The following is a 13,316-nucleotide window of genomic DNA, read 5'->3' as shown; positions in this document are numbered from 1 at the left end:
AGAAGCTCTGGAAAGGAGGTGATCCAGCCGCACCTTCCGATACGGCTACCTTGTTACGACTTCACCCCAGTCATGAATCCTACCGTGGTGACCGTCCTCCTTGCGGTTAGACTAGCCACTTCTGGTAAAACCCACTCCCATGGTGTGACGGGCGGTGTGTACAAGACCCGGGAACGTATTCACCGCGGCATGCTGATCCGCGATTACTAGCGATTCCAGCTTCATGCACTCGAGTTGCAGAGTGCAATCCGGACTACGATCGGTTTTCTGGGATTAGCTCCCCCTCGCGGGTTGGCAACCCTCTGTTCCGACCATTGTATGACGTGTGAAGCCCTACCCATAAGGGCCATGAGGACTTGACGTCATCCCCACCTTCCTCCGGTTTGTCACCGGCAGTCTCCTTAGAGTGCTCTTGCGTAGCAACTAAGGACAAGGGTTGCGCTCGTTGCGGGACTTAACCCAACATCTCACGACACGAGCTGACGACAGCCATGCAGCACCTGTGCGCCGGTTCTCTTTCGAGCACTCCCACCTCTCAGCAGGATTCCGACCATGTCAAGGGTAGGTAAGGTTTTTCGCGTTGCATCGAATTAATCCACATCATCCACCGCTTGTGCGGGTCCCCGTCAATTCCTTTGAGTTTTAATCTTGCGACCGTACTCCCCAGGCGGTCAACTTCACGCGTTAGCTACGTTACTAAGGAAATGAATCCCCAACAACTAGTTGACATCGTTTAGGGCGTGGACTACCAGGGTATCTAATCCTGTTTGCTCCCCACGCTTTCGTGCATGAGCGTCAGTATTGGCCCAGGGGGCTGCCTTCGCCATCGGTATTCCTCCACATCTCTACGCATTTCACTGCTACACGTGGAATTCTACCCCCCTCTGCCATACTCTAGCCTGCCAGTCACCAATGCAGTTCCCAGGTTGAGCCCGGGGATTTCACATCGGTCTTAGCAAACCGCCTGCGCACGCTTTACGCCCAGTAATTCCGATTAACGCTTGCACCCTACGTATTACCGCGGCTGCTGGCACGTAGTTAGCCGGTGCTTATTCTTCCGGTACCGTCATCCCCCGACTGTATTAGAGCCAAGGATTTCTTTCCGGACAAAAGTGCTTTACAACCCGAAGGCCTTCTTCACACACGCGGCATTGCTGGATCAGGCTTTCGCCCATTGTCCAAAATTCCCCACTGCTGCCTCCCGTAGGAGTCTGGGCCGTGTCTCAGTCCCAGTGTGGCTGGCCGTCCTCTCAGACCAGCTACTGATCGTCGCCTTGGTAGGCCTTTACCCCACCAACTAGCTAATCAGCCATCGGCCAACCCTATAGCGCGAGGCCCGAAGGTCCCCCGCTTTCATCCATGGATCGTATGCGGTATTAATCCGGCTTTCGCCGGGCTATCCCCCACTACAGGACATGTTCCGATGTATTACTCACCCGTTCGCCACTCGCCACCAGGTGCAAGCACCCGTGCTGCCGTTCGACTTGCATGTGTAAGGCATGCCGCCAGCGTTCAATCTGAGCCAGGATCAAACTCTTCAGTTTAAACCTGTTACTGTTTTCGGTTCGGTTAAGAACCGGTCGCTCACTCAAAGCTGACAGGAATATGAATCACTTCATAAACCTGACTTACTTTAGTGTGAGACTCTTGATACTTTCGCTATCTGATCCGAGGATCAGCTCGCTGTCATCAAGCGCCCACACTTATCGGCTGTTAATTTTTAAAGAGCAATCTGCGAGGAACTTCGTGTTTCCCGGCAGCGCTGCGTTTTCAGCAGCAGAGAAGCGAGATTATGAACCGTGTTTCGCAGCTCGTCAACAACTTTTTGCACTACGTCGTTGCGACCGCGGGGCTCAACTTCCGTACCGCCGAGGCCGTTCCTGCCAAGCCTCAACCGCACTGCTTCCCTTCCTTCCGCGCTGCGTTTCCGTGAGCGCGAAAGAGGCGTGATTCTATGCACCTCGCGCCGCCCACGCAAGCCCTTTGTGAAAAAAGTTTGAAAAAGCCCCCGTGCGCTGCCGCGCACGGGGGCTGGGGGTTCGACGGGCCTGAATCGCAACGCGAGCGGTTCGCTATAGCTATGACGTATGCCCGTCTTTCCCCCTATATGAAAAGCAGCGGAACGGACAAGGAACCTGGCGCTGTCGAGTATCATGCCGCGACCGAACCACGCACCCCTATCGACGATGGACAGCACGACTCAATCCGGCGACGCCGATCTTCGCGACGAATATGCGGCGCTGCGCGAACGCGCCATCCTGCTGGAAGAACAAACGCCGGCGCTTCTCCAACGCATCTCGGATGTATTGCCTCGGATCAGCGGCGAATCCGAACTGGCGGACGAGCATCGCGAGCGGCTCGTCGGCGCGCGTAACGCGGCGATGGTCTCGATCGAGAACTATCAGCAGGCGATTCCTTTCCTGCAGACAGCCGATTCGATCATCGAACAACTAGACAAGACGCCAGCGCGCGATGAAGACATCGAGTGGCGCGAATCGCTGCTGCAACGGCTCGACGAGCTGATCGACGTCGCGGTCGTGATGATCAACGACGCCGAAGACTATTTCGATCAGGCGCAAGCCTGCGACCTGTCCAGCGTGCCGAAGTCCATCCTCGAGGACTGAATGGTGCCGCCGGGGATTGCGCGGCGCACCGGCTTCATGCCGTGCGCGCCGGCCATCCCGATGTTGGTCGGTCGACACGCAATGCCTACGGCATCGGCGCCGGGAAGACCGCCCCTCTCCCGCAAAAGCTCACCTTGTCGTGGCAACCGCCCCACAGTCGCCACGTGCCGCCGCTATAGCGAGTCGAGCACGATCGCCTCGCTCACGATCGGCACGCGGATGTAACCGCCCTCCGTGTCACCATACGCATATGCGTTCCCGTCGATCACGTATTGCGCGGTCAACGCGCAAAGGGTTGCGTCTCGCGCATCGACGGAGCGCAGCCTCGACACGTCGATCCCCAGCCGCTCCAGCAATTGCAGGCGCTGGGTACGCTTCTGCTTCGCCGACGCCACCGCCTTGCCCAGCATCGCGCAGGTAATCGCATACGGATAGGTCTCGAAACTCGCACGACCACCCGCATAGTGCACACCGGTCAGCAATGGATAGGTATCCGCCAGCGCGCGGTACACGCGTTCCCCGATGAACATCCAGTCGAAGAAGCCCGACGTGCTTGAAACGGCCTGCTCCCGCGACGGTGTCGGAAAACACGAGATCCGTTCGCAGGCGAGCGCCTGTTCGGCCGCCCGGCGGCCGACGCCTGGCCACCACACGCTCGGCGCGTCGACGCCGACGGCCACGACGTCATGGGTAACACACAGCGCGGGTATCGCCTCGGGGGCAATCCGCGCTTCGCGGCAGACGACCGTCGACCCGCGCAGGATCACGAGATCGCACAACTTCTTGTCGCCCCCGACGTCGACACCCGCCACGGCGGGCACCTGTCGCGCGGCGGATGCGACGGATCGAGCCGATACCATGCCGGAACTTCAGTCCGCCGGCCGCGCGCCGTACGCGGTGTCGAAGATCGCCTCGAGACCGGGATGCACGCCGCGCATCGGGTCGACGACCGACTTCGCCCAGTCGAAATACGCCTGCTTGCGCTCGAGCGGCCAGTCCGCGGGCGGATGCCGCGCGATGTCGCGCAGGTTGCAGATCTTGTCGGCGAGCTTCACGAGCTTCGCTCGCCGGCTGATGGTCGACGCGTGCTCGATCTGCAGGCGCTTGCGCTCCTCCTTCGGCAACGACTTGTCGTCGGTGACCTCCATCACGATGTCCGCCACGTCCTTGCCGAACAGCCGCAGCAGTTCCTGCTCGGTCGTCTCCGTGTCCTCGACCGTGTCGTGCAGCACGGCCGCGACGATCACGCGCTCGTCCTCGATACCGGCTTCGTTGGCCAGCACGTCGGCAAGTGCGATCGGATGATTGATGTACGGCGACGCCTCTTCGTCCTTGCGACGCTGATTGCGATGCTTGTCCGCCGCGAACGCGATGGCGGCTACCAGCTTTTTCATATTTTCCCCTCGTGTGGCCAGACCCGCGACCGGTTGTCCCGGTCCCGTGCGTTTCGGAACCGCTCATACTACCTGCACGCGATGCCCCTTCCCGTGTACCGGCATCGCGGCACGCCCGCGCATCACGCGCCGGCCGGCGCGCGCTGCAACTCGACCACATTGACCCGCGCGCCGAAGACGTCCCGCACGAGCGGCAACAGGTGGTCGTGGTGCGTCAGGAACAGCACCTGGGTTCGCGTCGACAGATCGCGCAGCGCATCGAGTCCGGCCTTCGCGCGCGCATCGTCGAAATTGATGAACAGATCGTCGGCGACGAACGGCAGCGCGATGCGGCTGCCGAGCTGCAGCTCCAGCGCCGCAATCCGCAGCGCGAGGAACAACTGGTCGCGCGTGCCTTCGCTCAGCCCGGCGACCTCGACCGACGCGCCCTTCGTACGCCGCGCATACAGCGCAGGCGGCGTCCGTTCGGTGTCGACGGTCAGCTTCGCGAATTCGCCGAGCGTGAGCCCCGCGAAGATCTCGCCCGCGCGCCTGAGCATCGGCCCCTGCTTCTGGTCGCGATAGCGATCCGTCGCCCACTTCAGCAAGCGGCTCGCGGTGGCCGCCTCCAGATACTGTTCGGCCGCATCGCCCATCGCCGCCAGCGCTTCCTGCCGTTTCGACTCGGCGACGGCCGCATTCGCCTGGCCGTCGATCGCGCCGAACGCCTGGTCGGCCACGACCTGCTGCTGCGACAGCTCGTTCAGCCGCTTGCCGACATCGCCGAGCGACTGCTTCACCGCTTCGAGATGCGCCGGTACGTCGGCGATGTCCTGCTCCGCGACCTCGGCTTCGACGGCGGACCGGGAAAGACCGTCGCCATCGCGCACCAATGCCTCGTGCGCGGCCTCGACCGCCTGCCGAAGCTGACGCTGACGATCCGAGCGCTCGGCCAGCGGCAGCGCCGCGTCGATCGACGCGACGCCGGCCAGTTGAAGCAACGGCTGGATTCGTGCATCCGCACCGGCCACCGCGGCGGCCGCGTCCGCGACCTTGCCGTCGGCGTGCCGCACGGCCTCGTCGGCACGGTCGATCGCACGCGCGATTTCCCGGGCGGCCGCGAGGCGCATCGTCAGCCGGCGCGCCACGTCCGGCCAGTCGCCGCTCGCCAGCCATTCCGGCGCGAGCGCTTCCGCAAGCCGCCGCGCGCCGGCCTCGAGCGCGGCCAGCTCCGCGCGGATCGCGGCGATCCGGTTGCGCGGCGCGTCGGCATCGGCCAGTTCGGCCGTCACCGTATTCGCGAGCGTAAGCGCCCCTTCCGCCGCGGCCAGCGTCGTCGCGCTCGCGGACAGTTTCGCGTCGGCCAGCGCGTCGCGCCACTGCGCTTGCCACGCGTCGTAAGCCGTTTGCGCGTGGCCGGCCCGCGATTGCGCGGTCGCGCATCCGCGTTCGGCTTCCCGCGCACGGTCTTCCAGGCTATCCTGCTGCGCGATCGCTTTCTCGGCCGACTGTACGAAGGCCTCGGCAATCGCGACGAGCGCCGCCAGGCCGTCCGGCTCGCCACCTCGCGATACCGTGCGCAACGCCACGCGCAGCGCGGCTTCCGCGCCGTCCCGGGCCGCATGCAGCGCGTCGAATTCGCGGCGCTGGCGGTCGAGATCCGCCTGCGCGGCGAACACCGTTTCGCGCTTCGCGAGCCAGTCGCCCATCGCCGCCAGCGACATGCCGGGCACCGCGGCTCTCGCCGCGAGTGCGGCCCACGCGTCGCGATGCGCGGCCAGCTCGCGCTCGCGTTCGTCCAGCGCGGCCTGCCTGCGTGCCGCGCCCGCACGCGCGGACTCGACCTGCTGACGCAGCGATTGCAACGTCGCCGCGGCCTGCGTCGCGCCGAGCTGTGCATCGACGAGTTCGTCGGCGAGGCGAATCGCGTCGTCGACCGCCGGTGCGCCCGCGGCGAGATCGACCGTGCCATTGCGGATGTCGCCCCACGCGCCATCGCGCCGCGCGCGCGCCGCCAGCACGTCGGCGGTCGTGACGACCTTGTGGTTCTCCGCGAAATGCTTCTCCTGCAGTTCGAGCCGCTCGAGCTCCTCGAGCGCGCTGTCCCGCGCATCACGTGCCGCGGCGGCCGCGCTCGCGTACTCGCCGTCTTCCTTCAGCAGCGCGCCGAGCCGCGCCGCCGACGGCACGTCGAGCGCGCGCAGCGTGTCGACCGGCATGCGCCACTGGCCAAGCGCATCGAGCGCACCCGACAGCGTGCGTTCGGCGGCCGCGATCTCGTGCGCCAGCGCCTGCTCGCGCTGACCGCTGTTGCGAAAGGCTTGCGCGTCGGCCAGCGCCGCGCGCAGCGCCTCCGGCACGTCGACGGTCGACAGTCGCGCCTGTTGTTCCCGCACCTGCGCAAGCTCGCGCGTGCGTTCGTCGAGCGACTCGCGCGCGCCGGCGAGCGCCTGGTGCAGCGCGCCGTGCTCTCGCAGCAGGTTCGTCACCGTCTTCAGCGACAGCGCCGTCGGCAGCGACGCACGCAGCGACGCTTCGTTCGTCGGCCAGTCGAGCTGGGCCGCCGCCGCGCACGCGGCGGACACATGCCGCTCGACATCCGCGCCGAGCAACAGCAAATCCTGCGCGTGATTCATGCACGTGCCGCGCAACCGATCGAGCGCTTCGATATCGGCGTCGAGCGCCAGCGTGACGGCGTCCGCATCGATCGCCTCGCGCGCCTGCCGTTTCGCGAGCAGGTCGGCGCGACGTTCTTCGAGCACCTTCTGCTCGGCCGCGAGATCGCCCTGCGCCTTCAGCAGATCGGCATACGCGGTCGGCGGCAACTCGACGACCGCACCCAGTTCGGCCAGCGCCGCATCCTTGACCGTCAGCTCCTTCAGGTATGGCGCAAGCCGACGGACGCGTTCAAGCTTCGAGCGCAGCGTTTCGAGCCGGCGCTGTTCCGCGCGCGCCTGCTCGATCTGCTGCTCGATCGCTTCGCGCGCGTCCTTGCGATCGACCCAGTCGCGCGTGCGGACCTGGACCGTCTTCAGTTCGGTCACGGCTTCGTTGAACGACGTCTCGGCCAACGCAAACGCGCTGCCGCTCCGGCGCGGCGCCCACAGCTCGAGCGCTCGCGCGTCGAGCTCCTCGCGCACCGGCCCGAGACTGCCGACACCGGCAGCCGATTCGAACAACACCTGGCCGAGCTTGTCGGAAGCATCGAGAATGCTTCGGCCTCCATCGATCAGCCGTCCGTGATCGAGCCCGAACATCTGCTCGAAGAACTCACGCGTCGCGCCGTCGAGGATCGCCGCCAGATAGTCGTCGGGCAGCTTGTCGTCGCCGGGCGTGCGCAGCGAACTGCGCCCGCGCGCACGGTGGAACACGAGTTCGCTCGTACCGCTCTCCAGCACGCCGCCGATCCGCAGCTCGGGCGTGCTGTGCAGGAAATCGAGCGGCGTCTGCAGCTTCATCCCGAACAGCAGCTCGGATACGGCCGTGCGGATCGTCGACTTGCCGGCCTCGTTCGGCCCGACGATCACGTGAAAATCCTCGCGGGCCGGCGGGAACCGCAGCGTCTCGTCGGTGAACTTGCCGTACTTGATCAGATCGAGCTGGCTGATGCGCATCGCTTACTCCCCCCTCGCCAGCCGCGCGAGCAACGCGGGCCCGACCTGCTCGACCAGCGCCGTCAGTTCACCGGCGCGCGCCATCGTCAGCAACGGCACCTCCTCCTTCACGTCGCTGCGTACCTTGCCGACGAACGGCTTCAGGTCGCGTTCGAGCAGCGCGAGGAAATCCGGATCGTGCGCGGCATCGGCGAGGATCTGCTTCAGATCCTCCAGCGCTTCGAGCTGCTCGCTTTCGCCAGGCTGGTGATCGGCGGCGGACGTCGCGAGCCGGACCTTCTCGAGCCACAGCCGCTCGTTGCCGATGATGCCGATCTGGTTGAGCACCTCCGCGCGCAACTGCGGCGCGCGGCCGAAAAAGAGGCCGTGCGCGGGCGTGCGCCCCGTGACCGTCACGCGCACCGCGCGCGGCACGTGGCCGTCGACGGTCAGCAGCGCCTCCAGCGACTGGCCGATCTTTCTCGACAAATCGGCGACCGACAGGCAATCGGACGCGTCGACCGACACGGCTTCCCAGCGCAGCACGTCCAGATACAGGCGCTCGACCTGCGTGCGGCCTTGCTCAACCGTCACGAGCACCGCGCCGCGCCGGCCCGTCTCGCGGATGTGGCGCCCCTGGAGGTTGCCGGGAAACACGACGGTGGACGGCCCCGTCCATTGCTGGAACTCGTGCACGTGGCCGAGCGCCCAGTAGTCGTAGCCCTTCGCGTGCAGTTCGGCCAGCGTGCACGGCGCGTAGTTCGCGTGCGCGGCATACCCTTCCAGCGCCGTGTGCAACACGCCGATGTTGTAGTAGCCGGGTACCGGATCCGGATAGCCGAGCGCGAGATTGTCGACGATGGCCTTGTCCTTGAAGCTCTGCCCGTGCAGCGCGACGTCGAATTCGGGCAGCTTGACGGTTTCCGGCTTGCGGTGGCCGAACACGGTGACGTTGTCGGGCAGCGTCAGCTTCTTCGTCATCTCGCTTTCGGCATCGTGGTTGCCGCCGAGCACGAACGCGCGGATGCCGGCCTTGCGCAGGCGCCCCATCTGCTGGCCGAAGAAGATGCCCGTGTTGTGATCCTTCCAGTCGCCGTCGTACAGGTCGCCCGCGATCACGAGGAACGCGACGTCCTCTTCGATCGCACGATCCACGAGTTGCCGCAGCGCCTCGCGCGACGCGTTGCGCAACTGCGCGGCCGGCGCGTCGGGGTACGCGCTCAGGCCGTGCAACGGGCTGTCAAGGTGAATGTCTGCCGCGTGGATGAACTTCACGAAGGTTCCTCTGTTTCATGGCGAAGGGCGACGCCGCTCGCACGGGCCCGTGCCGTCAATCGTCGTCCCGCCAGCCGCCGGGCCTGCCGCGTGACGTACGGCGCGTACCGGACCGGATCATGCGGCCCGTTGCAAGCGGGTCGGGATGGTACCTGAAAGCGGGTAACGACAAGACGTTATCCGTCGGTCCGGATGGCCGGGAAGCACGCGATACCGGTGCGAACCGACATTGTGCCGCAGCACGAGCGAGCGACGGCGAAACCGCGCCGCCGCAGAACGGCCCGCTCACGAAACGATGGCCGCGCAATCGTCCGATAGAGGCGATTGGGCCTTGGATCGTGTTTCGGGAGATACGAAACGGCAACGGCGTTGAACGGGCAGCCGGAAAACGCGCTGGATCGCCCCGCGTGCGTCGCGACGCATGCGGGCACCCGACTACATGCCGTTACTCGCCGCGCGGAACGGGCGGCGGCGCAAAGCGGTTGTCGTTGCCGGGGAACGGATTCGCGTTGCGGCGCAGCGCTTCCTCGTCGTCGTCTTTCTGCGCGAACAGCGCAACGCCGATCACGCCGACGTTCGCGGCATCGCCGTACTTCGAGTTCGCGACGTAGCTGTCGGGCACGGCGGCAAAGCGGAACGCGGCGACTTCGTCGCGGCTCTTGCGAAAACCCTCGATCGTCAGCGTGCGGCCCGGATACAGCACGTAGCCGCCGTTCGTATAGCTGCCCGGCCGGCCCGACAGCACGTCGAGGCCGTCGACCGTCGACACGACTTCGAACGTGCGGCGCCCCTGGTTGCGCAGCACGATGATGTAGCGCGAACCCTCGACGCCCGCCATGTGCCAGCGGCCGTTGTTGCGCGCGAGCCGCAGCGGCGCGCCCTTTTCGTCGATGAACGACAGCGCGATGTCGCCATTGGCGAGCGCGACGCGGGTCGGCAGCCGGCGAACCTGCGAGGCCGGCGGATGGCCGGGCAGCGCATCGTTGTAGTAGACCGACGCGAGATCCGTCGGCTTGGCCGGATCCGCGCGTTCGAATTCAACCTGGCGGGTTTCGGATCGCACCGACTCGCCCCACGCGGTGCCGAGCCCGCGGCGTTCGCCGGCGTCCGGTGCGGCGGGGGACGCGGCGGCGCTGGCGGACGGCGGAGGCGGCGGCGGGGGCGGCGCCGCGCAGGCGGCCAGCCAGAGCGCGCAGGCAAGCGCGAAAAGACGGAACAGGATAGTCATGACGTGATGCCTCGGAATGTTATCGGACCGCGCCGGGCTGGCCGACGCGGCGTTTTGGTGTCGTCTGTCGTCACGATGTCGATCGGACATGCTTGCCCTGGTCGACCGGCACCGCCGTCGCGGCGGCCCCGCAACCGGGAGCCTCGCTATTTAAGCATGGCGGGCCGGCAATGGGCAGGGGCCGCGCGCGCCAACAAAAAAAGCCCGGCCCGCATCGAAGCGGGCCGGGCCTTGACGGAACGCGTGCTGCTTACAGCGCGCCGCCTTGCGCCGACGCCGAACCCTTCACGCCGACCGATGCGCCGCCTTGCACTGCGTTAGCCGTGCCTTCGAGCGCCTCGCCGGCCTTCGCCTTCGCGCCACCCGCGACGTCGCCTGCCGTCGACATCGCGCCTTGCGCATGGCTCTTCACCGAACCGGCGACGTGCTTCACGTGCGACTTCGTCGAGTGGACGGCCGATGCCGCCGCATCCTTCGCCGTACCGGCTGCGGAACCGACCGCCTGCGTCGCGCCGCCGACCGCATTGCCGGCTGCCGAGCCGACGCCGCCGACCGTCTTGCCGACGCCGTTCAGCGCGCCGCCGACCACATTGCCTGCGCCAGAACCCGAGCCCGCCGCATTCGCGCCGGCGCCGGCCTGCACGCCCACGCCGCCGCCGAGCAGCGGCGTCTGGACCTGTGCGCCGACGCCAGCAGAACCCTGTGCGCCGGTTTGGGCCGTCTGTGCGAATGCAGCCGACGTCGCCATCGCCGTCAGAGCGGCACCCAGCAGGATCGTACGAATCTTGTTCATGGTCATTCTCCCCAAAGACGTTGTTGCTGCGGGCCGCCTTCGTGCGGCTTGTCGCATGCCTCACCGCGAAGTGCGGCAGGTGGGGCTAATGTAGCGGCGCCGGCGCGCAAAACGATTGAATTGCGGGGACTGTTACTTCGGTTGCAAATGCTGACGATTGACTCACACTGTTTGACAATCGAGGGCTCGCGGCGGGATGGACACCCTATTCGTCGGCGAACGGGAGCGGCGCTCCGCCTGGGTGATTCGCCCGATCGCCACGCATCGGCCCACCCGGCTGGTGAAGCGGCCAGCCTATTTCATCAGCATTCCGAATGATGTGCATTGCTCGGCCATCCATGCGGCCTCGCCATGAAAAACGGCCCCGACCGCCCGTCGGCGGACCGGGGCCGTACGCACTCACCCAGTTACGGCCGGAACGTATCGCCGAGCACGACGCCTTCGCGACGCGGATCGGTACCGCCCTGCAACGCCGGCGACTGGCCGACCGTCACGCGCATCACCGTATTGACGCCGCTCGCCTGCGCCGACGTCGACACCTTGTGCCCGAGCGCGAGCAACCCCGTGATCAGCGGATCGTTCGCACCGTTGTTCGCCGTGTTGACGTTCGGATGCTCGCCGCCGATCGTGGTCGTCGGGCTGTTGCTCGCGCCGAAATCGACGAGCCCCGCGGACTGCTGCGCGTCGAGCCCCCAGTCGAGCGCGCCGACGAGCGTCTTGACCACGTATTGCGGAATCGTGCCGCCGCCCGGCGAACCGGTCGCCATCACGAAATCGCCGCGCGAGCCGTCGGCGGCCTGCCCGAACACGATCGTCGGCGCCATCGAGCTGCGCGGCCGCTTGCCCGGCTGCAGCCGGTTGGCCACCGGATTGCCGGACGTATCGACCGGGTTCGCGGAGAAGTCGGTCAGCTGGTTGTTCAGCAGGAAGCCGTTGGTCATGTGGAACGAGCCCATGCTCGACTCGACCGTCGTCGTCGCGCTCAGCACGTTGCCGTCGCCGTCGACGATCGTGAACTGGTTCGTGCCGTGTTCGATCAGCGTCGTGTCGACACCGAGCGGCACCGCACCGAGATTGCCCGGCTGGGCGGTCCCCATGCTCTTGGTCGTGTCGATCAGCGCCGCGCGCGACTTCAGATACGGCTTGTTCAGCAACGTGTCCCACGTGCCGCCGGGCAGCGGCACGAAATCCGTATCGGCCACGTACTTGTCGCGGTCGGCATACGCGAGCCGCTCGGCCTCGGTGACGAGATGCACGCCCGCGACGGTCGGCTTGCCGCCTTCGAGATCGATCGCGGTCGGCTTCAGCGACTTCAGGTCGAAATTCTCGAGAATGCCGAGCGCCGACGCGACCGCGATGCCGCCCGACGACGGCGGCGGCATCCCGCACACCCAGTAGCTGCGATAGGTCGTGCACACCGGTACGCGACGCTTCGCCTGATAGGCGGCCAGATCCGCGACGGTCGTCTTGCCCGGCGTGAGCGTCGAGCCGTCCGCACCCTTCGTCATCGCGATCTTCGCGACGATGTCCTGTGCGATCTGCCCGGTGTACAGCGCATTCGCACCTGACTGCGCCATCAGCGCCAGCGTGCGCGCGTACGCGGGGTTCTTCAGGACCGTGCCGAGCGTCTTCGGCGAACCGTCGGCGTTCAGGAAGTACGCGGCGGCCTCGGGATCGCGCTTCAGGTTCGTGGCGTTCGCCGCGATCGCGTCGGCGAGCCGGCCGCCGATCGGAAAGCCGTTGGTCGCGAGCGTGATCGCATCGCCGAACAGGTTCTGCCACGGCAGGCGGCCGTGATCCTGTTGCAGCGCCTCGATGAGCCGCGGCACGCCGATCGTGCCGATCGAGCGGCCGCTCGCGCGCGCGTTCGGCTGCGGCGCGGAATGGTCGGTCGCGTCGTCGACGTAACGCAGGTAGTTTTCCGTCGCGGCGGCCGGCGCGGTTTCGCGGCCGTCGTAGGCCTGCAGCGTCTTGCCGCGGGCATCGTAGTAGAGCAGCACGCCGCCCGATCCAAGGCCCGTCGCCTCGGGCACCGTCAGGCCGAGCACGGCCTGCACGGCGACCGCCGCATCGGCGGCCGTGCCACCCTTCTTCAGCACCGCGCAGCCGGCCGCGCTCGCGTACGCGTTCGACGTGGCCACGAGGTAGGTCTTCGCGTAGACCGGTTTCATCCCGGTGCGATAACCCGACGACGCTTCCGGCAGCGACGGATCGCCCGGCTGGTTCGACCCGACCACGACCGTCGCACCGCTGTTGTCGACCGCGAGGCAGCTGGTGTCGGCTGAAGGTGTCGTCGCGTGACCCGCGTCGTTCTCGACATCGCCGCCGCATGCGGTCAGCAGCGCGGCCGCGAGCAATACAGAGGCATACGGAAAAATCGCTGTTCTGTTCATTGTTCGTCGATGTTCTTTTAGAGCGTTGCGATGGGCA

The 13,316-nt window shown here is 66.3% G+C and carries 9 protein-coding genes and 1 rRNA gene; 2 read left to right on the top strand and 8 right to left on the bottom strand.

Annotation, left to right across the window (positions count from 1 at the left end):
* Positions 1–11: 11 nt before the first annotated feature.
* Positions 12–1,544, bottom strand: a 16S ribosomal RNA gene (locus tag VXM69_RS38530).
* A gap of 642 nt (positions 1,545–2,186) precedes the next feature.
* On the opposite strand from VXM69_RS38530, the gene VXM69_RS38525 reads away from it, so the two are divergent.
* On the top strand, positions 2,187–2,624 hold the full coding sequence (locus VXM69_RS38525; protein WP_226194352.1) for an ATPase: 438 nt from the start codon (positions 2,187–2,189) through the stop codon (positions 2,622–2,624).
* A gap of 173 nt (positions 2,625–2,797) precedes the next feature.
* On the opposite strand, the gene VXM69_RS38520 is transcribed toward VXM69_RS38525, so the two are convergent.
* The 6 genes from VXM69_RS38520 to VXM69_RS38495 form a co-directional block, all read right to left on the bottom strand.
* Positions 2,798–3,484, bottom strand: a complete 687-nt coding sequence (locus VXM69_RS38520) for a DUF429 domain-containing protein (protein WP_226229338.1) — start codon at positions 3,482–3,484, stop codon at positions 2,798–2,800.
* A gap of 9 nt (positions 3,485–3,493) precedes the next feature.
* Complete coding sequence (locus VXM69_RS38515; RefSeq protein WP_034191123.1) at positions 3,494–4,018, bottom strand: HD domain-containing protein; 525 nt, start codon at positions 4,016–4,018, stop codon at positions 3,494–3,496.
* A gap of 122 nt (positions 4,019–4,140) precedes the next feature.
* Entirely contained in the window at positions 4,141–7,611 is a 3,471-nt protein-coding gene (locus VXM69_RS38510; RefSeq protein WP_367190547.1) for an AAA family ATPase, read from the bottom strand.
* A 3-nt stretch (positions 7,612–7,614) separates the two neighbouring features.
* The gene (locus tag VXM69_RS38505) at positions 7,615–8,865 is read right to left on the bottom strand and encodes an exonuclease SbcCD subunit D (protein ID WP_367190546.1); all 1,251 of its coding nucleotides are present in this window, start codon (positions 8,863–8,865) and stop codon (positions 7,615–7,617) included.
* Positions 8,866–9,310: 445 nt separating this feature from the next.
* Positions 9,311–10,093 carry a hypothetical protein gene (locus tag VXM69_RS38500; protein WP_367190545.1) on the bottom strand — a complete coding sequence of 261 codons (783 nt, stop codon included), beginning with the start codon at positions 10,091–10,093 and terminating at the stop codon, positions 9,311–9,313.
* A gap of 250 nt (positions 10,094–10,343) precedes the next feature.
* Positions 10,344–10,886 (bottom strand): hypothetical protein, encoded by a 543-nt coding sequence (locus VXM69_RS38495; protein WP_034191119.1) that lies wholly within the window; start codon positions 10,884–10,886, stop codon positions 10,344–10,346.
* A gap of 196 nt (positions 10,887–11,082) precedes the next feature.
* On the opposite strand from VXM69_RS38495, the gene VXM69_RS38490 reads away from it, so the two are divergent.
* On the top strand, positions 11,083–11,241 hold the full coding sequence (locus tag VXM69_RS38490; RefSeq protein WP_176730030.1) for a hypothetical protein: 159 nt from the start codon (positions 11,083–11,085) through the stop codon (positions 11,239–11,241).
* A 52-nt stretch (positions 11,242–11,293) separates the two neighbouring features.
* Here the strand turns inward: VXM69_RS38490 and VXM69_RS38485 are convergent, their stop codons facing one another.
* The gene (locus VXM69_RS38485; RefSeq protein ID WP_367190544.1) at positions 11,294–13,279 is read right to left on the bottom strand and encodes a gamma-glutamyltransferase family protein; all 1,986 of its coding nucleotides are present in this window, start codon (positions 13,277–13,279) and stop codon (positions 11,294–11,296) included.
* Between the last annotated feature and the right edge of the window lie 37 nt (positions 13,280–13,316).

It is taken from the genome of Burkholderia sp. Ed8 (genome assembly GCF_040761425.1).
Lineage (GTDB): Bacteria > Pseudomonadota > Gammaproteobacteria > Burkholderiales > Burkholderiaceae > Burkholderia > Burkholderia seminalis.
Note: the sequence above shows the minus strand (reverse complement) of the source record. Positions and strands in the feature narration are given on the sequence as shown.

Excerpts from the sequence above, each read along its gene's own strand:
- VXM69_RS38525 (WP_226194352.1), top strand. The coding sequence starts at position 2,187 with ATGGACAGCACGACTCAATCCGGCGACGCCGATCTTCGCGACGAATAT.
- VXM69_RS38520 (WP_226229338.1), bottom strand. The coding sequence starts at position 3,484 with ATGGTATCGGCTCGATCCGTCGCATCCGCCGCGCGACAGGTGCCCGCC.
- VXM69_RS38515 (WP_034191123.1), bottom strand. The coding sequence starts at position 4,018 with ATGAAAAAGCTGGTAGCCGCCATCGCGTTCGCGGCGGACAAGCATCGC.
- VXM69_RS38510 (WP_367190547.1), bottom strand. The coding sequence starts at position 7,611 with ATGCGCATCAGCCAGCTCGATCTGATCAAGTACGGCAAGTTCACCGAC.
- VXM69_RS38500 (WP_367190545.1), bottom strand. The coding sequence starts at position 10,093 with ATGACTATCCTGTTCCGTCTTTTCGCGCTTGCCTGCGCGCTCTGGCTG.
- VXM69_RS38495 (WP_034191119.1), bottom strand. The coding sequence starts at position 10,886 with ATGAACAAGATTCGTACGATCCTGCTGGGTGCCGCTCTGACGGCGATG.
- VXM69_RS38490 (WP_176730030.1), top strand. The coding sequence starts at position 11,083 with ATGGACACCCTATTCGTCGGCGAACGGGAGCGGCGCTCCGCCTGGGTG.
- VXM69_RS38485 (WP_367190544.1), bottom strand. The coding sequence starts at position 13,279 with ATGAACAGAACAGCGATTTTTCCGTATGCCTCTGTATTGCTCGCGGCC.